14 protein-coding genes, 1 tRNA gene and 2 pseudogenes are annotated in these 15,875 nt (G+C 72.3%); 8 read left to right on the top strand and 9 right to left on the bottom strand.

All coding sequences use genetic code 11. The features are described 5' to 3' along the window. Positions 1-2: 2 nt before the first annotated feature. The 5 genes and pseudogenes from AB0946_RS21230 to AB0946_RS21210 form a co-directional block, all read right to left on the bottom strand. Positions 3-477 (bottom strand): annotated as a pseudogene (locus AB0946_RS21230) (aldo/keto reductase); the annotation flags it as partial. Positions 478-690: 213 nt separating this feature from the next. Next, entirely contained in the window at positions 691-3,075 is a 2,385-nt protein-coding gene (locus AB0946_RS21225; protein WP_366762177.1) for a glycoside hydrolase family 3 N-terminal domain-containing protein, read from the bottom strand. Beyond that, entirely contained in the window at positions 3,072-3,890 is an 819-nt protein-coding gene (locus AB0946_RS21220) for a carbohydrate ABC transporter permease (RefSeq protein WP_366762176.1), read from the bottom strand. Before AB0946_RS21220 ends, AB0946_RS21225 begins: the two co-directional genes overlap by 4 nt. Then, entirely contained in the window at positions 3,887-4,843 is a 957-nt protein-coding gene (locus tag AB0946_RS21215) for a sugar ABC transporter permease (RefSeq protein ID WP_366762175.1), read from the bottom strand. The genes AB0946_RS21220 and AB0946_RS21215 overlap by 4 nt, the downstream gene beginning before the upstream one ends. 7 nt (positions 4,844-4,850) lie before the next feature. Then, positions 4,851-6,155, bottom strand: coding sequence for an extracellular solute-binding protein (locus AB0946_RS21210; protein ID WP_366762174.1), 1,305 nt, complete (start codon positions 6,153-6,155; stop codon positions 4,851-4,853). A 133-nt stretch (positions 6,156-6,288) separates the two neighbouring features. Between AB0946_RS21210 and AB0946_RS21205 the strand changes: the two genes are divergently transcribed. Next, positions 6,289-7,311 (top strand): LacI family DNA-binding transcriptional regulator, encoded by a 1,023-nt coding sequence (locus AB0946_RS21205; protein WP_366762173.1) that lies wholly within the window; start codon positions 6,289-6,291, stop codon positions 7,309-7,311. A gap of 233 nt (positions 7,312-7,544) precedes the next feature. On the opposite strand, the gene AB0946_RS21200 is transcribed toward AB0946_RS21205, so the two are convergent. Further along, a complete protein-coding gene (locus AB0946_RS21200) occupies positions 7,545-8,630 on the bottom strand; it encodes an endo-1,4-beta-xylanase (protein WP_366762172.1) in 1,086 nt (361 codons plus the stop codon). A gap of 312 nt (positions 8,631-8,942) precedes the next feature. On the opposite strand from AB0946_RS21200, the gene AB0946_RS21195 reads away from it, so the two are divergent. The 3 genes and pseudogenes from AB0946_RS21195 (at position 8,943) to AB0946_RS21185 (ending at position 10,778) form a co-directional block, all read left to right on the top strand. After that, positions 8,943-9,638: a glycoside hydrolase family 11 protein gene (locus tag AB0946_RS21195; RefSeq protein ID WP_366762171.1), complete on the top strand. Its 696-nt coding sequence runs from the start codon at positions 8,943-8,945 to the stop codon at positions 9,636-9,638. Positions 9,639-9,705: 67 nt separating this feature from the next. Beyond that, positions 9,706-10,386 (top strand): annotated as a pseudogene (locus AB0946_RS21190) (polysaccharide deacetylase family protein); the annotation flags it as partial. A 221-nt stretch (positions 10,387-10,607) separates the two neighbouring features. Then, a complete protein-coding gene (locus AB0946_RS21185; protein WP_366762170.1) occupies positions 10,608-10,778 on the top strand; it encodes a hypothetical protein in 171 nt (56 codons plus the stop codon). Positions 10,779-10,869: 91 nt separating this feature from the next. Here the strand turns inward: AB0946_RS21185 and AB0946_RS21180 are convergent, their stop codons facing one another. Beyond that, positions 10,870-11,886: a zinc-dependent alcohol dehydrogenase family protein gene (locus AB0946_RS21180; protein ID WP_366762169.1), complete on the bottom strand. Its 1,017-nt coding sequence runs from the start codon at positions 11,884-11,886 to the stop codon at positions 10,870-10,872. A gap of 260 nt (positions 11,887-12,146) precedes the next feature. After that, positions 12,147-12,220 (bottom strand) — tRNA-Pro (locus tag AB0946_RS21175). Between the two features lie 103 nt (positions 12,221-12,323). Here AB0946_RS21175 and AB0946_RS21170 point away from each other — a divergent pair. The 3 genes from AB0946_RS21170 (at position 12,324) to AB0946_RS21160 (ending at position 14,322) form a co-directional block, all read left to right on the top strand. Next, positions 12,324-12,830 (top strand): DUF309 domain-containing protein, encoded by a 507-nt coding sequence (locus tag AB0946_RS21170; protein ID WP_366762168.1) that lies wholly within the window; start codon positions 12,324-12,326, stop codon positions 12,828-12,830. A gap of 94 nt (positions 12,831-12,924) precedes the next feature. Further along, positions 12,925-13,707, top strand: a complete 783-nt coding sequence (gene cobF / locus AB0946_RS21165) for a precorrin-6A synthase (deacetylating) (RefSeq protein WP_366762167.1) — start codon at positions 12,925-12,927, stop codon at positions 13,705-13,707. Positions 13,708-13,782: 75 nt separating this feature from the next. Further along, on the top strand, positions 13,783-14,322 hold the full coding sequence (locus tag AB0946_RS21160; RefSeq protein WP_366762166.1) for a hypothetical protein: 540 nt from the start codon (positions 13,783-13,785) through the stop codon (positions 14,320-14,322). Here AB0946_RS21160 and AB0946_RS21155 read toward each other — a convergent pair. Next, positions 14,264-15,010 (bottom strand): cobalt-precorrin-6A reductase, encoded by a 747-nt coding sequence (locus AB0946_RS21155; protein ID WP_366762165.1) that lies wholly within the window; start codon positions 15,008-15,010, stop codon positions 14,264-14,266. The genes AB0946_RS21160 and AB0946_RS21155 overlap by 59 nt on opposite strands. A gap of 69 nt (positions 15,011-15,079) precedes the next feature. Here AB0946_RS21155 and AB0946_RS21150 point away from each other — a divergent pair, with 69 nt between their 5' ends. Beyond that, entirely contained in the window at positions 15,080-15,859 is a 780-nt protein-coding gene (locus AB0946_RS21150; protein WP_366762327.1) for an HAD-IIA family hydrolase, read from the top strand. Positions 15,860-15,875: the final 16 nt, after the last annotated feature.

The raw sequence follows: 15,875 nt of genomic DNA, 5'->3' as shown, positions 1-15,875 counted from the left end.
GCTCAGTGGGCCGCGTCCAGCCGGGCGCGCTGTTCCCCGGTGAGTTCCAGGTCGACGGCGGCGAGACTCTCCTCGAGCTGGGCCACCGAGGAGGCGCCGACGAGCGGGATCACGGGCAGTTCACCGCTCAGCTGCCAGGCGAGCACGACCTGGTTGACGGTCGCCCCGGTCTCCCGGGCCACCTCGCGCAGCACCGCGAGCCGGGCCGGGGTGCCGGGGTGGTCGTAGTCCGGCGGCAGCGGCTTGTCGGCGCGGGTGTAGGCGCCGGTGAGCAGCGGTGAGCAGGCCACCAGGGGCAACTGCGGCTCAGACCGCAGGTAGTTCAGCAGCTGGGCGTCGGCGCCGCCGAGGCTGCCGTCCGGGCCGCCACACGGCGTGGTTGCTGACGCCGAGCAGGCCGACGGTGACCTCGGCGACGAGCGCGCCGAAGCCCTCGACGGTCTCCGCGAGCGGGACGGCGGGGTCCTCTATGTGCGCGGAAGTGCACACGACGTCAGGGAGGGACCGGGCGGGACGTCCCCCGGCTCACCGACCGGGTCGGACGGGTGCTCACCCCGCACGGCTGGAACGTCGAGGCCAGGGCGCACCCGGGCGAGGAGGTCCTGTCCGCCGTCGCCTCGCCCGGCGGTGTTGACAGCGCCGTGGCCCGTTCCCCGTCGGTTCGGGGAGCGGGCCACGGCGCGGGGCGCGTCAGAGCGCGGGGTGCGCCGGCTCCTGCTCGAAGAGCGCGTGGAACCGGCGGGTGTGGTCCACCTGGCGTGCGGCGCCGGTCAGGGTGACCTTCGCCGTCAGCCGGGCGTCGCTGCTGGAGGCCGCCAGCCGCAGTTCCAGTTCGCCCGGTTCGACCACCCGGCGCCCGTCGCGGCCGGTGAAGGAGGCCAGATCGGCCGGCACGGTGACGCGCAGCCGGCGGGCCTCGCCCGGGGCGAGCGGGACGCGGGCGTAGCCGACGAGGCGCTGCACCGGCTGGACGACGGAGGCGACCGGGTCGTGCAGGTAGAGCTGGACGACTTCGGTGCCTTCCCGCTCGCCGGTGTTGCGCACGGTCAGGGCGAGCAGGAACGCGCCGTCCGTGTCCGCCTCCGGCCGGTCCACCGTCAGCCCGCCCCACTCGAAGGACGTGTAGGACAGGCCGTGTCCGAACGCGAAGGCCGCCGTGGGGTCGATGTTGGACACGTCGCTGGCCTGGGCGAGCCGGGCGCCGAGGTAGCCGGCGGGCTGGCCGCCGGTACCGCGGGGCACGCTGACGGGCAGCCGTCCGGACGGGTTGGTCCGGCCGCTGAGCACGCCGGCGATGGCCGTGGTGCCCTCCACCCCGGGGAAGAAGGACTGCACGATCGCGGCGGCCTCGTCCACGGCACGGCCGAGGGCGTAGGGCCGGCCGGCCAGCAGGACCGTCACCACGGGTGTGCCGGTGTCGAGCAGCGCGTCGAGCAGGCGCTGCTGGGCGCCGGGCAGGGCCAGGGACTCGGCGTCGCAGCCCTCGCCGCTGGTGCCCCGGCCGAAGAGGCCCGCGCGGTCGCCGAGCGCCGCGACGACGACGTCGGCCCGGCGCGCGGTGTCGACGGCCTCGGCGATGCCGAGGACGTCACCGTCGTCCACGCCGGTGCCGCGCACGACGGTGAACTCCGCGTCGGGGAACTCGCGCCGCAGGGCGTCCTCCAGGGTCGGCAGGTCGATGCCGGGCGGGGTCCCGGGGTGGTGCACGCCGACGTGCTGGGGGAAGGAGTAGCAGCCCAGTACGGCCGTGGCCTCGGTCGCGTTGGGGCCGATCAGGGCGATGCGGTGCGGCCGGCCGAGGGGCAGGGTGCCGTCGTTGCGCAGCAGGACGACCGCTTCCTCGGCGACCGTGCGGGCCAGTTCCCGGTTCTCGGCGGTGTCCAGGTCGACGGTGCCGCGCAGGGCGTCGGGGTCGTCCAGGTCCGCTCCGCCGAGGGCGGCCGGGACCGGGTTCCAGTCCGCGTCGAGCAGGCCCAGCCGGGCCTTCTGCAGGAGGACCCGGCGCAGCGCGCGGTCGATCAGCGCCTCCGGGACCCGGCCGGCGGCGACGGCCTCGGCGAGGGGCGCGCCGAACGTCTTGACGGTGGGCAGTTCCACGTCGACGCCCGCGCGCAGGGCCGTGCCCGCCGCGTCCGCCCAGTCACCGGCGACGCCGTGCAGGGTGCTGAGGAAGGCGATGCCGAAGTAGTCGGCGACGACCGTCCCCTCGAAGCCCCAGGTGTCCCGGAGCAGCCCGGTGAGCAGGTCCTCGTCGGCGGCCGAGGGCATCCCGTCGGTGTCGGTGTAGGCGTGCATGACGGAGTCGGCGGCGCCTTCGCGCACCGCCATCTCGAAGGGGGGCAGCAGGACGTCCGCCCGTTCGCGCGGGCCCATGCCGACAGGGGCGAGGTTGCGCCCGGCGCGGGAGGCGGAGTAGCCGGCGAAGTGCTTCAGCGTGGCGACGACTCCGGCGGACTGCAGGCCCTGGACGTAGGCGGTGCCGATGCTGCCGACGAGGTAGGGGTCCTCGCCGATGGTCTCCTCGACGCGGCCCCAGCGGGCGTCCCGCACCACGTCGAGGACGGGCGCGAGGCCCTGGTGGACGCCGACGGACCGCATGTCGCGGCCGATGGCGGCGGCCATCCGGCGGATGAGGGCGGGGTCGAAGGTGGCGCCCCAGGACAGCGGGACGGGGTAGGCGGTGGCGCCCCAGGTGGCGAACCCGGCCAGGCACTCCTCGTGGGCCAGGGCGGGGATCCCGAAGCGGTTCGCGGCGGCGATCCGGGTCTGGGTGCGCAGCAGCGAGAGCGCGCCGAGCGCGGGGTCGACGGGCGCCGTGCCGAAGGGGCGGGTCAGCTGGCCGAGCCCGGCCGGCAGGAGCGCGTCGAGGTCGACGGCCTCCTCCATGTCGTGCTGGTGCGGGGCGACTTCGCCGCCCTCGTCGGACGCGCCGACCCACACGCCGTACAGCTGGGCGATCTTCTCCTCGAGGGTCATCGCGGCGATCAGGGCGGACACCCGGGTGCCGATGTCCTGGGTCGGGTCGTTCCAGAGGGGGATCTCGGGGGTGGTCTCTACGGCCACGTTGGTGGTCACTTTCCTCCCATGCCCATCAGGCCCTGGACGAGGGCGCGGCGGGCGAACAGGTAGACGAGCAGGACGGGCACCATGGACAGCGTCACGGCTCCCAGCAGGCCGGGGATGTCGATCCCGTGTTCGGTCTGGAAGTTGTACAGACCCAGGGTGATGACCTTGGTCGAGTCGGACTGGGTCAGGACGAGCGGGAACAGGAAGCCGTTCCATGCCTGGAGCGCGGAGAACACCACGATCGTGGACAGGCCGCCGCGCGAGAGCGGCACGACGAGCTGGAAGAACATCCGCCGCGGGGTCGCTCCGTCCACCGTCATGGCCTCGAACAGCTCCGGGGAGATGTCGCGCATGGAACCGCTCAGGATCAGCGCGGACATCGGCAGGCAGAACGCGGCCGTGGGCAGGATGACGCCGAGGAGGTTGTCGTACAGGCCCGCCTCGCTGATCAGGTAGAACATCGGCACGATGACGGCCTGGGCGGGGATGGCGAGGCCCAGCAGGAACAGCCGGAAGATCTGCGAGGTGACACGGCTGCGGCTGCGTACGATCGCGTAGGCCAGGGGCGGTACGAGCAGCAGCACCACGGCGACGACGCAGACGGTGACGATGATGGTGTTGAGGAAGTACTGCCCGAAGCCCGAGTCGAACGCCCCGGTGTAGTTGTCGAGGGTGAAGTCGCCGGGGAAGGAGAGCGGGCCCTTCTTCGCGTAGTCCTGCCGGGTGCGCAGGGTCGCGGCGAGCATCACGTACAGCGGCAGTCCCACCAGGACGAGCCAGACGATCGAGCCCGCTCCGGCCAGGTGGTTGGGGCGGCCCCTCATGACACCCCCTCCATGTCGCTGCGCATCTTGTCGTAGCCGGAGACGCGGACGACGATCAGTGAGACCACCGTGGCGGCGACGACCAGGCACAGGGCGATGGCCGAACCGGCGCCGAAGTCGAAGCCCTTGAAGGCCTTCTGGTACATGTAGTAGGCGCTGATCGTGGTGTCGGTGCCCGGTCCGCCCTGGGTCAGGATGAGCACGGTCTCGAACGTGGTGAGCCCGCCGACGATCATCAGGATCATCGAGGTGACGATCGAGTTGCGCAGCTGCGGCAGGGTGATGTGGAAGAACTGGCGGTAGCGTCCCGCGCCGTCGATCTCCGCCGCCTGGTACAGCACCGGCGGGATCGCCCGGGCGGCGCCCTGGTAGATCAGCGTGTGGAACGGCGTGAACTGCCAGGTGCTGACGAAGGCCAGCACCCCGATGGCCGAGGCCTGCTCACCGAACAGGTTGCCGTCCCCGAACAGCCAGGTCATGCGCGCGGGGATGCCGAAGTTCGGGTCGAGCAGCGCCCGCCAGAGCACCGACACGGCGGTGGAGGACAGCAGCAGCGGGATGAAGTAGATCGCCGAGAGGACGGCGCGGTTGCGCTGGTGTCCCGCGGCCCAGACGCCGAGCACGATGCTCAGCGGGGTCTGGATGGCCACGCCCAGGGCGGTGAGCAGCAGGGTCAGCCAGATGCTCTTGATCATGACGGGGTCGTCGAGGATGCGTTTCCAGTTGTCCGTCCCGACGAACTGCGGTGACCCCAGGCCGTTCCAGCTCATGAAGGACAGCACCGCCACCATGATCAGCGGTGCGAGGGCGAAGAGGGCGAAGAACAGGGTGGCGGGCAGCGCCCAGCCGAAGCCGGGGCGCGTGCCGCGTGCGGAGTAGGAGTCCTCCGGCCGCCGCCGGGCCTTCCCGGAAGGCACGGCGGAGGGCGGAGCGCTCGTGAGCTGTGTGGTCATGAGCGGTTCATTCGGTCGGGAGGGCCTGCATGGCCTTGACGAAGCCGTCCGCGTCGAGCTGTCCGTTGAAGAACTGCTGGACGGCCTGGTGGATCGGCGTCATGGCCGACGGCGGGAAGGCCTGGTCCCAGGACAGCTGGAAGGACTTGGCCTTGGCGACCAGGTCGTACTGGAAGCGGGAGTACTCGGGGCTGGCGGAGGTGTCCAGGAACTTCTGGGTGTTGGTGGTGGTGGGCAGGTTGCCGATGGCCATCTGGGCCTTGACGAACTCGTCGGAGTACATGAGCTTCAGGAAGTCGGCGACCGCCTCGGGGTGCTTGGTCTTCTTCAGCACCGAGTAGAAGTTGTTGGTGTTGCCGACGACGTCGGTCGGGTCACCCTTGCCGCCGGGTATCGTCGGGAACGTGCCGTAGCCGAGCCCCTTGGCGGCGAAGTCCTTCGCGTCCTGCTGCTGCTGCGCGTAGTACCAGGACCCCATCAGCTCGAAGCCGGCCTTGCCCTGGGCCACCAGCGCGGGCGAGGCGCCGTTGGTGTACTTCACCGAGTCGTAGTTCTTGCCGAAGGCGCCGGTGTCGACCAGTTCCTTGAGCATGCCGAGCGCCTTCTTGCTGTCCGCGCTCGCCCAGGCGTCCTTGTCGCCGCCGAGGGCCTTCTGGAACAGCTCCGGGCCCGCCACACGGTCGTAGACGTACTCGAACCACATCAGCGTCGGCCACTGGTCACCGCCGCCGAGGGCGATGGGGGTGACGCCCGCGGACTTGAGCTTCTTGACGGCGTCGATCAGCTGGTCCCAGGTCTGGGGCTGCTTCACATGTGCCTTGTCGAGCACGTTCTTGTTGCTGAACAGCAGCACCGGCTGCGTGCCGCGCATGGGGATGCCGTACGGCTTGCCGTCGACCACCGCGCTGTTGTAGACGCTGGGCAGGAACTTGTCGTCGAGATTCGGGTCCTTCTTGACGAAGTCGTCCAGCGGCATCAGCAGCCCGGCCTTGACGAAAGGCTGGATGCTGCCGCCGCCCCAGTTGAAGAAGACGTCCGGCGCCTGGGGCGTGTTGATGATCGTCTGCAGCTTCTGCTGGTAGTCGGCGCCGGGGATGGTGTCGAGGACGGCCTTGACCTTCGACGTCTTGTTGAACGTGTCGACGATCTGCTTCTCGACCTTGTTGCTGGCGTCCCCGTACACCAGCACATGGATCTTGCCGTCGTTCGAGGAACCCCCGCCGCTGCCGTTCCCGCAAGCGGCGAGACTCGCCGCCAGCGCGAGCGTCGCACCGCAGGCGAGCACCCGGGGCATCCGTGTACGCATGATCATCCGCCTTCCGAAAGTTTCGGCTCTAGACCCGAAAGTCATGCGCTGGACAGTAGGAGCGGAGGGTGGAAAGGGTCAACGGTCGTGCACCTACTCGGCCAAACCGTTATCCGGCCGAGTGGCCTATGCTGCGGCCATGCCTGAAGAAGCCCAGGTCGGTCGGAGAGTCACCCTGGCAGCCGTGGCGCGAGAAGCCGGCGTCTCGCTGCCGACAGTTTCGAAGGTCCTCAACGGTCGTTCGGATGTGTCCCCCGCGACCCGTGCCAAGGTCGAACGTCTGCTGGAGACCCACGGCTACCGCCGGCGCACCCCGGGACAGCCGCAGGCCCCGCTCATCGAGATCGTCTTCCACGAGCTGGAGAGCGTCTGGGCGATGGAACTCATCCGCGGGGTGGAGAACGTCGCCAAGCAGAACGACGCGACCGTGGCGCTCACCGAGAGCGGGACCCGGCAGGCTCCCGGACCCGAGTGGATCGGGGGCGTGCTGCGCCGCCGGCCCCTCGGGGTGCTGCTGGTCTTCTCCACGGTGCCGGAGGACGTGAAGCGCCAACTGCGCTCCCGGGCCATTCCGTTCGTCATCGTGGATCCGGCGGGCGATCCCGACCCCGACGTCCCGTCCGTGGGCTCGGCCAACTGGGCCGGCGGAGTCGCCGCCACCCGCCATCTCACCGACCAGGGACACGAACGCGTCGCCATCATCACCGGCCCGGAGGACCTGATGTGCTCACTGGCCCGGCTGGACGGGTACCGCTCGGCGATGGCGATGGCCGGTCACGAACCGGACCCCGGCCTGGTGCGGTTCGGCGACTTCCACGTCCAGGGCGGCTTCGAGCACGCCATGGACCTGCTGCGGCGGCCCGACCGTCCCACGGCGATCTTCGCCGGCAGCGACCTCCAGGCGCTGGGCGTCCTGGAGGCGGCCCGGGTCCTCGGCCTGAGCGTACCCGGGGACCTGTCGGTGGTCGGCTACGACGACGTACCGCCGGCCCGCTGGTCGAGCCCGCCGCTGACCACCGTGCAACAACCGCTCCAGCGCATGGCCGAGGAGGCGGCCCGGATGCTGCTGCGGCCGAAGGACACCAGGAAGGCGGCCCTGCGCATCGAACTGGCCACGCACCTGGTGATACGGCAGAGCACGGCACCACCCGCGAGGAGTTGAGGGCTCCGGCACGGCGGGGCGCCGGTTCCGCCGGCGCGGTACGCGGAGGCCGTCCGGCGGCCGGCAGGGTCCGGGAGGGCCCTCACCCCGTTCCGGCCGAACTCACCCCCGTTCCGGCGCGAGCTGCCCCGCCCGCCCCACGACCGCCCCGGCACGCGGGCACGCGGGCACGCCACACCGCGGTACCGGCGCATCGTCCGCCGTGCCGGGTCGCAGTCGTGCGGCCGGGCGTGCTACTCGGCACCCCCGGCCCGAGCCCGGCCCGCCAGTCGCGACTGGAGCGCGCGGTACGCCGGCTTCGGGCGGTACTCCTCGTCGTACAGGTTCGCGGCGCCCTCGCCGGGGAACGTGCCGGGGACCCAGGAGTACGCGTCGGTGAAGCCCCAGACGGTGAACGAGACGCAGTGGCGGGCGCGCAGGCAGGCGTCGAGCAGGAGGCGGTAGCCCTCGGCCTGCGTGGCGAGCTTGTCCGGGTCCGCCGGCAGGGGCATGCGCACGTCCGCCTCGGTCACGGCGGTGGCCAGCCCGAGCCTGTCGAAGCGGGCGAAGTTGGCCGCCATGCCGGTGGGAAGGCCGTACTGGATGCCGAGGTGCCCCTGGAAGCCGACCCCGTCGACGGGGACGCCCTCCGCGCGCAGACGGCTGAGCAGCTCGTAGACGGCGTCGCTCTTCGGGCCCGTCCACTCGGTGTTGTAGTCGTTGTAGAACAGCAGGGCGTGCGGGTCGGCCTCGTGCGCCCAGCGGAAGGCGTCGGCGATGTAGCCGGGGCCGAGCTCGCGCAGCCAGACGGTGTCACGCAGGGTGCCGTCCTCGTTGAACGCCTCGTTCACCACGTCCCATTGCCAGACCTTGCCCCTGAAGTGCCGGACGGTGTCGGTGATGTGGCGGTGCAGGATCTCGCGCAGCCGGTCGGCGCCGAAGTCGCCGGAGGTGAGCCAGGACGGCAACTGGTTGTGCCAGACCAGGACATGGCCGCGCACCTTCTGGCCGTGCTTGCGCGCGAAGTCGACCAGACGGTCGGCGGCCGCGTAGTCGTACTCCCCCTGGCGGGGCTCGATCGCCTCCCACTTCATCACGTTCTCCGGGGTGACGGTGGAGAACTCGGAGCCCGCGAGCCGGCGGTAGGCGGCGTCGTCGGTGAGCGCGGACATGTCGACGGCGGTGCCGACCCGCAGGTGGTCGTCGGCGGCGAGCCGGCGCAGCGGACGGTCCGGGACCGCGGCGCCCCCGGAGGCACTCGCGGGGCTCGCGGCGGCGAGGGGGAGCAGGACGAGGCAGCAGGCCGAGGCGGCGGCCGCGAGGGAGCGGGACAGGTTCACGGGCAACTCCTGGGACGGTTCGCAAGTTTCGCAGCACCTGACGAGCGTTGCGTCACGCTAGACAGGCGTCAATTCCGCGTCAACCACCGTGCCGAGAGTCATTCGAGCCAGGCCGTCACTCCGCCTCGAAACTTTCGGCTATACACCCCGTAGTTAGCCGTCAAGTTTCGATGAAGTTTCGGAAACAGACGCATTGACCGCTCTTTCCCACCCGCCCCATACTCTCCAGCAATCGAGCCCTCCCTCCCCTGGGGACGGCCCGGCCAAGGCGTATGGCGCGAACATGACAACCCACCTCACCCAGGAGGAACCATGGACATGGAGCACGCCCTCACCCGCCCGATGAGCCGGAGGGGCTTCATCAACCGCGCCGGCGCGCTCGCGCTGGCCACGTCCGCGTCCGGGCTGCTGCTGCCCGGCACCGCCGACGCCGCCACGGTCATCACCACCAACCAGACCGGCACCAACAACGGCTTCTACTACTCCTTCTGGACCGACGGCGGCGGTTCGGTCTCGATGACCCTCAACTCCGGCGGCAACTACAGCACCTCGTGGACGAACTGCGGCAACTTCGTCGCCGGCAAGGGCTGGAGCAACGGCGGACGCAGGAACGTGCAGTACTCGGGCAGCTTCTACCCGTCCGGCAACGGCTACCTGGCGCTGTACGGATGGACCTCGAACCCGCTCGTCGAGTACTACATCGTCGACAACTGGGGCAACTACCGGCCCACCGGAACGTACAAGGGCACGGTCACCAGCGACGGCGGCACGTACGACGTCTACCAGACGACGCGGTACAACGCCCCCTCGGTGGAGGGCACCAAGACCTTCAACCAGTACTGGAGCGTCCGGCAGTCCAAGAGGACCGGCGGCACCATCACCACCGGCAACCACTTCGACGCCTGGGCCCGCTACGGCATGCGGCTGGGCAGCTTCAGCTACTACATGATCCTCGCCACCGAGGGTTACCAGAGCAGCGGCTCGTCCAACCTCACGGTGAGCGGCTGACCCTCTCCGTCCCTCCCGTCCACCCCCCACGGCGGTCATGCCGCCCATCCGAGGAGGACCCACCCGCATGCGTGCCGCACCCCGCCCCCTGCTGACCGGACTGGCCCTCGCGGCGACCGCCGTGGCCGGCACGGTCACCGCCGTCACCGACGCGGCCCCGGCGCACGCCGCCACCTGTTCCGGGTACGTCGGGCTCACCTTCGACGACGGCCCGTCCAACGACCACACCCCGGCCCTGCTCAACGCCCTGCGGCAGAACGGCCTGCGGGCCACGATGTTCAACGAGGGCCAGTTCGCTGCCGCCCACCCGGCCCAGGTACGGGCCGAGGCGAACGCCGGGATGTGGATCGGCAACCACAGCTACACCCACCCCCACCTCACCCAGCAGAGCCAGGCGCAGATCGACTCCGAGATCTCCCGCACCCAGCAGGCCATCGCCGCTGCCGGGGGCGGGACGCCGCAGCTGTTCCGCCCGCCGTACGGCGAGACCAACGCCACCGTGCAGGCGGTGGAGGCGAAGTACGGCCTGCGGCAGATCATCTGGGACGTCGACTCGCAGGACTGGAACGGCGCGAGCACCGACGCGATCGTGCAGGCGGTGTCCCGGCTGACCAACGGCCAGATCATCCTCATGCACGAGTGGCCGGCCAACACCCTCGCGGCCATCCCGCGCATCGCGCAGACGCTGGCCGGCAAGGGCCTGTGCGCCGGCCGCATCTCCCCGCAGACCGGGCGGGCCGTGGCCCCCTGACCCCCGGGGACGAACGACTGAGGGGCGGCTCCGGGCAGCGGCGCCGCCCCCGACCCATGTGCGCAGGCGGGTCGGGACGTCCCCGCCCGAGTACCCCCGCGTCCGGCGGTAACCCGCAGGTCGCGGACGGGCGGCCGGACAACATGCGGGTTACGCCGTTCGGGCGCATGCTGGGAGCGGCCCAACCAGGTGCCACAGACCGACCTCCGGGAGGTGCTGTGATCCTGATTGCCCTGCTTGTGCCCGTCCTGGTGATCGCGTTCCTCTTCATCACCCCGGCACTCGAAGAAGTCCTGTTCCCCCTTCCCGAGACCGACGACGTCACCGGTCCCCCACCCCACGCGATCGCCCCCCTCCTCGTGCATCCGAGGCACGAGGAGGAACAGTGACCAGGTCCGCCGGCCCGGCACGGCTGCCGGGCCGGCGGCGTACCCCTGGCCGGCGCCCTGCTCCCCGGCGCCGACGGGTCCACGGCCTGGGTCAGGGCGTGAGGAGGGCCTTGATGGCGCGGCGCTCGTCCATGGCCCGGTAGCCCTCCTCCACCTGCTCCAGGGGCAGGGTGAGGTCGAAGACCCTGCCCGGGTCGATCCGCCCGGACAGGACGCGGTCGATCAGGTCGGGCAGGAAGCGGCGCACGGGGGCGGGGCCGCCGCGCAGGCCGACGTGGGTGAAGAACAGCTCCTCCGCGTCGATCACCACCTCGTGCGGGAGGCCGACGAACCCGACGTTGCCGCCGGGCCGGGCCGAGTGCAGCGCCTGCCGCATGGCCTCACCGGTGCCGACGCACTCCAGGACCGAGTCCACGCCGATCCCGTCGGTCATCTCCTTGATCCGGGCGACACCGTCCTCGCCACGCTCGGTGACGATGTCGGTGGCGCCGAACTCCCGGGCCAGTTTCTGGCGCGACTCGTGCCGGCTCATGGCGATGATCCGCTCGGCGCCCATCTCCTTCGCGGCGATCACCCCGCACAGCCCGACCGCGCCGTCACCGACCACCACGGCCGTGGAGCCGGGCCCGACCTCGGCGGCCTCGGCCGCGTACCAGCCGGTGCCCATCACGTCGGAGACGGCCAGCAGGCCGGGCCAGAACTCCTCGCCCGGCACCTCCTCGGTGGCGACCAGGGTGCCCTGGGCGTTGGGGATGCGCACGTACTCGGCCTGGCAGGTGGTCATGAACTCGCGGTTCACGCAGTTGGACTGCCATCCGTTGCGGCAGTTGGCGCACGTGTTGTCCGAGGTCGCGAACGAGCCGACGACGAACTGGCCGGGCCTGACCGAGGTGACCTCGCTGCCGACGGCCTCGACGAAGCCGACGTACTCGTGCCCCATGGGGTGTGCCTCGTCGGTCGCGTCCAGACCGCGCCAGGGCCACAGGTCGGTGCCGCACACACAGGTGACGGCCGTACGGATGATCGCGTCCGTCGGCTCCAGGATCTGCGGGTCGTCCAGGGTTTCGAAGCGCACGTCTCCAGGGGCGTGGATCACTGCTCCGCGCATGGGGGAAGTCCTTACCTCGCGTGGGGGGGGGGAGGGGCCCCGGGCGGCTCGCGGGCCGCCGTGGCCGTGTGCCGGGCACCCCGGGACGGTCGGTGCCACCCGGGGAACACCTCTTTGCTCCAGGTAACCGCTCATCCCGGCGACCGGCGAGTCAGCGGCGAGAGGCGCACTGCCGGCCAGGCGATCGCCGCCGGTCTCCACACACGCGTCAGGGCCGGTTCCGGATGCCTCCGGAACCGGCCCTGGCCGACTTCCACACGTCGGGACGACAGGATTTGAACCTGCGACCCCTTGACCCCCAGTCAAGTGCGCTACCAAGCTGCGCCACGTCCCGTCGCACTGCCGCGCGGTGCCCCGCGTGATCGTGCGGACAGCACTTTACCCCACGCCCGGGGGTGTGCCGAAGGAGACCGGCGGCACGAGGGACAATCGGCGGTATGACCAACGCGGGCGCATCGGATGCCAGGGACCGGGACACGGCCGGGCGGGCGCGGAACGCGCGGCCCCGGGACGGGCTGGGGCGCCCGTTGCCGTACGGCGCCGAGGGCGTCCCCCGGCAGCCGGAGGGGGTCCTGCGGACGCCGCAGGACACGGTCGCCGAGGCGCGGGCGCTGCTGGCCTCGGGGCGGCCGTTCCACGCGCACGAGGTGTTCGAGGACGCCTGGAAGTCGGGCCCGGAGGAGGAGCGCGCGCTGTGGCGGGGCCTTGCCCAGCTGGCGGTGGGCCTCACCCACGCGGCCCGCGGGAACACCGTCGGCGGGGCGCGGCTGCTGCGGCGGGGCGCCGGCGCGGTCGAGGAGTGGGCGGCCGAGCGGGGCGAGGACCGCCCGTACGGACTGGACCTCCCGGGCCTCACCCGCTGGGCGCGGGAGCTGGCGGGACGGGTCGAGGACGGCTCGGCACCGATCGACGCGGGGACCGAGGCACCGCGCCTGGGGCCCTGACCGCCGGCCTTCCCGCACGCCGCGAGCAGGCCGTCGTCGCAGCCCGTGCGGAGCCGGTGGACGCATCGTCAGCGGCATGCGGCAGACTCGGGACGTGCGAAAGATTCATGTCATCGGTATCGGCGCGGGCGACCCCGACCAGCTGACCCTCCAGGCGGTCAAGGCGCTGCGGAGCACGGACGTGTTCTTCCTGCTCGACAAGGGCGAGGTGAAGAGCGACCTCACCCGGCTGCGCCGGGACATGCTGGACGCCCATCTGCCCGAGGGGTCGTACCGGGTGGTGGAGGCCCGTGATCCGGACCGGGACCGGGCGGCGGGCGGACCGGCCTACTCCCCCGCCGTCGGGGACTGGCGCAGCGCCCGCGCCGGGATCTACGAGCGGCTGATCGCCGAGGAACTGGACGAGTCGGGCACGGGCGCCTTCCTGGTCTGGGGGGACCCCGCGTTGTACGACAGCACGCTGGGCATCCTGGAGGAGGTGCTGGAGCGGGGCGCGGTGCGGTTCACGTACGACGTGGTGCCCGGCGTCAGCAGCGTCTCCGCACTGGTCGCCCGGCATCGCACGGGACTGAACCGGGTCGCCCGGCCGGTGCAGATCACCACCGGGCGGCGGCTGGCGGAGGGCTTCCCGGAGGGCGTCGACGACGTGGTCGTGATGCTCGACGCGCACCAGGCCTTCCGGCGGTACGCCGAGGAGGACATGGACATCTACTGGGGCGCCTACATAGGCACGCCGGACGAGATCCTCGTCTCCGGACCGATCGCCGAGGCAGGCCCGCGCATCGAGCGGCTGCGCGCCGAGGCGCGGGAGCGCAAGGGCTGGATCATGGACACGTACCTGCTGCGCCGGCACCCGTCGCGGAACGGACGGGACTGACGCACGGGCGGCCCGTGCCGGGCGGCGCGCTGAAATCGGGTGCGGGCCGGGACAGGGCGTCGTGATACCCGGGGCATGTCCGCCACGCCCCTCCGCTTCCGCGATCCGCGCAGCACCAAGGACGACTTCCTCGACTCGGTGCTGGTCCACTGTCCCCGCTGTGACGGCGTGGCCCATGTGCGGCGGCGGCCGGAGGCCGAGGAGCGGTGGATCTTCGCTCCCCGGTGCCTGGTCTGCCGTTCCTGCGGTCTGTCGCGCACCTGGGCCGGCCGGTCCGCGGTATTCGACTCGGGTTCGGCCGGACCCGCGCGGGACCCGTACTTCCGCGCCCGGCTGTGGTTGCAGCGCGAGACCCGGCACGGCCGGGTGTGGGCGTACGACCTGCGGCATCCGGACCTGATCCGGCGCTGTGTCGCGGCCGGTCTGCGGGAACGCGCGCCTTGGTACGACACCGGCCGGAAGATGACCCTGGTCGCCCGTCTCCCCTCCTGGATGAAGAGCGCCAAGAACCGGGACGAGGTGCTGCGCGCGATCGACCGGATCCGGGCCGCCGTCGTCAGGCCGGGCCGAAGCCCAGCCGGGCCAGGGCGTCCGCCACGTCCGGTACGGCGGTGACGCCGGCCGGGAGGGCGGGGCGGCGCACGACGACCACGGGCAGGCCCAGCCCCCGCGCCGCCGTCAGCTTCGCGGCCGTCGCGTCGCCGCCGCTGTCCTTGGTGACCAGGACGTCGATCCGGTGGGCGCGCAGGAGCTCCGTCTCCCCGGTGACCGTGAAGGGGCCCCGGGCCAGGACGACGGTGGTGTCCGGGGGCAGCGGGGGCTCGGGCGGGTCGACGGAGCGGACGAGGAAGCGCAGGCCGGTGAGGTGGGCGAAGGCCGCGAGGCCGAGGCGGCCGGTGGTGAGGAACGCCCGGCGGCCGAGGCCGGGCAGGGCCTCGGCCGCCGCGCCCAGGGACGGGACGTCGTACCAGCGGTCGCCGGGGCCCGGCCGCCAGCCGGGGCGGCGCAGGACGACGGCGGGGACGCCCGTGGCCCGCGCCGCACGGGCCGCGTGGTCCGTGATCGTCTCGGCGAAGGGGTGGGTGGCGTCCACCAGGGCGTCCACCCGGTGCGCGCGCAGCCAGTCGGCGAGGCCCTCCGGTCCGCCGAAGCCGCCGGTCCGCACCTCGCCGGGCAGCGCCCCGGGCCGGGCGACCCGGCCGGCGAGCGAGGTGGTGACCCGCACCCCGGGCCGGGCGGCGAGGTCGGCGGCGAGGCGACGGGCCTCGGTGGTGCCGCCGAGGATCAGGACGTGCGCGGGCATGGGGGTGAGCGTACGAGGTGGTACCGGCCGGTGCGCCGCCCGGGTCGCTACCGTCGGGCCATGGAGTCCTTGGCGTCCGTGCGTGCCGTCCTGATCGACATCGACGGGGTCCTCACCGTGTCCTGGAAGCCGCTGCCCGGTGCGGTGCAGGCGCTGGGCGCCCTGCGCGCGGCCGGGTTCGCCGTGGCCCTGGTGACGAACACGACCTCCCGGACCCGGGCGTCGATCGCCGCGACGCTGTCGGAGGCCGGCTTCGAGGTGGACGCGGAGGACGTGCTGACCGCGCCCGCCGCCACCGCCGCCCATCTCGCCGAGCACCATCCGGGCGCCCGGTGCCTGCTGCTGGGCAGCGGCGCCGTCGCGGCGGACCTGGGCGACGTCACGCTGGTCGAGGAGGGGGCCGACGTGGTCGTGGTCGGCGGCGCCGGGCCGGGGTTCGACTACGCGGCGCTCAACCGGGCCTTCGGCGAGTTGCAGCGGGGGGCGCGGCTGGTCGCCATGCACCGCAACCTGTACTGGCGCACCGACGCCGGGCTGCAACTGGACTCGGGCGCGTTCCTGCTGGGGCTGGAGCGGGCGGCGCGCGTGGAGGCCGAGGTCACGGGCAAGCCGTCCCCGGCGTTCTTCGCGGCGGCGCTCGCCCGGCTGGGGGTGGACGCGGGGCGGGCGCTGATGGTCGGCGACGACATCGAGTCGGACGTGCTCGCCGCGCAGCGGGCCGGGCTGACCGGGGTGCTGGTGAGGACCGGCAAGTACCAGCCGGAGACGCACGCGGACGCGAGCGGCACCCCGGACCACGTGCTGGACTCCTTCGCGGACGTCCCGGCGCTGCTGCGCCCGGCGGAGTAGCGGCCGGCCGCCGGCG

The organism is Streptomyces sp. NPDC046870 (genome assembly GCF_040704595.1).
Classification (GTDB): Bacteria; Actinomycetota; Actinomycetes; order Streptomycetales; family Streptomycetaceae; genus Streptomyces; species Streptomyces argyrophylli.
This window is presented reverse-complemented; position numbering and strand designations above follow the sequence as displayed.

Coding starts and splice junctions, on each gene's coding strand:
- AB0946_RS21220 (WP_366762176.1), bottom strand. CDS start 3,890: ATGAGGGGCCGCCCCAACCACCTGGCCGGAGCGGGCTCGATCGTCTGG.
- AB0946_RS21215 (WP_366762175.1), bottom strand. CDS start 4,843: ATGACCACACAGCTCACGAGCGCTCCGCCCTCCGCCGTGCCTTCCGGG.
- AB0946_RS21210 (WP_366762174.1), bottom strand. CDS start 6,155: ATGATCATGCGTACACGGATGCCCCGGGTGCTCGCCTGCGGTGCGACG.
- AB0946_RS21205 (WP_366762173.1), top strand. CDS start 6,289: ATGCCTGAAGAAGCCCAGGTCGGTCGGAGAGTCACCCTGGCAGCCGTG.
- AB0946_RS21195 (WP_366762171.1), top strand. CDS start 8,943: ATGGACATGGAGCACGCCCTCACCCGCCCGATGAGCCGGAGGGGCTTC.
- AB0946_RS21180 (WP_366762169.1), bottom strand. CDS start 11,886: ATGCGCGGAGCAGTGATCCACGCCCCTGGAGACGTGCGCTTCGAAACC.
- AB0946_RS21170 (WP_366762168.1), top strand. CDS start 12,324: ATGACCAACGCGGGCGCATCGGATGCCAGGGACCGGGACACGGCCGGG.
- AB0946_RS21160 (WP_366762166.1), top strand. CDS start 13,783: ATGTCCGCCACGCCCCTCCGCTTCCGCGATCCGCGCAGCACCAAGGAC.
- AB0946_RS21155 (WP_366762165.1), bottom strand. CDS start 15,010: ATGCCCGCGCACGTCCTGATCCTCGGCGGCACCACCGAGGCCCGTCGC.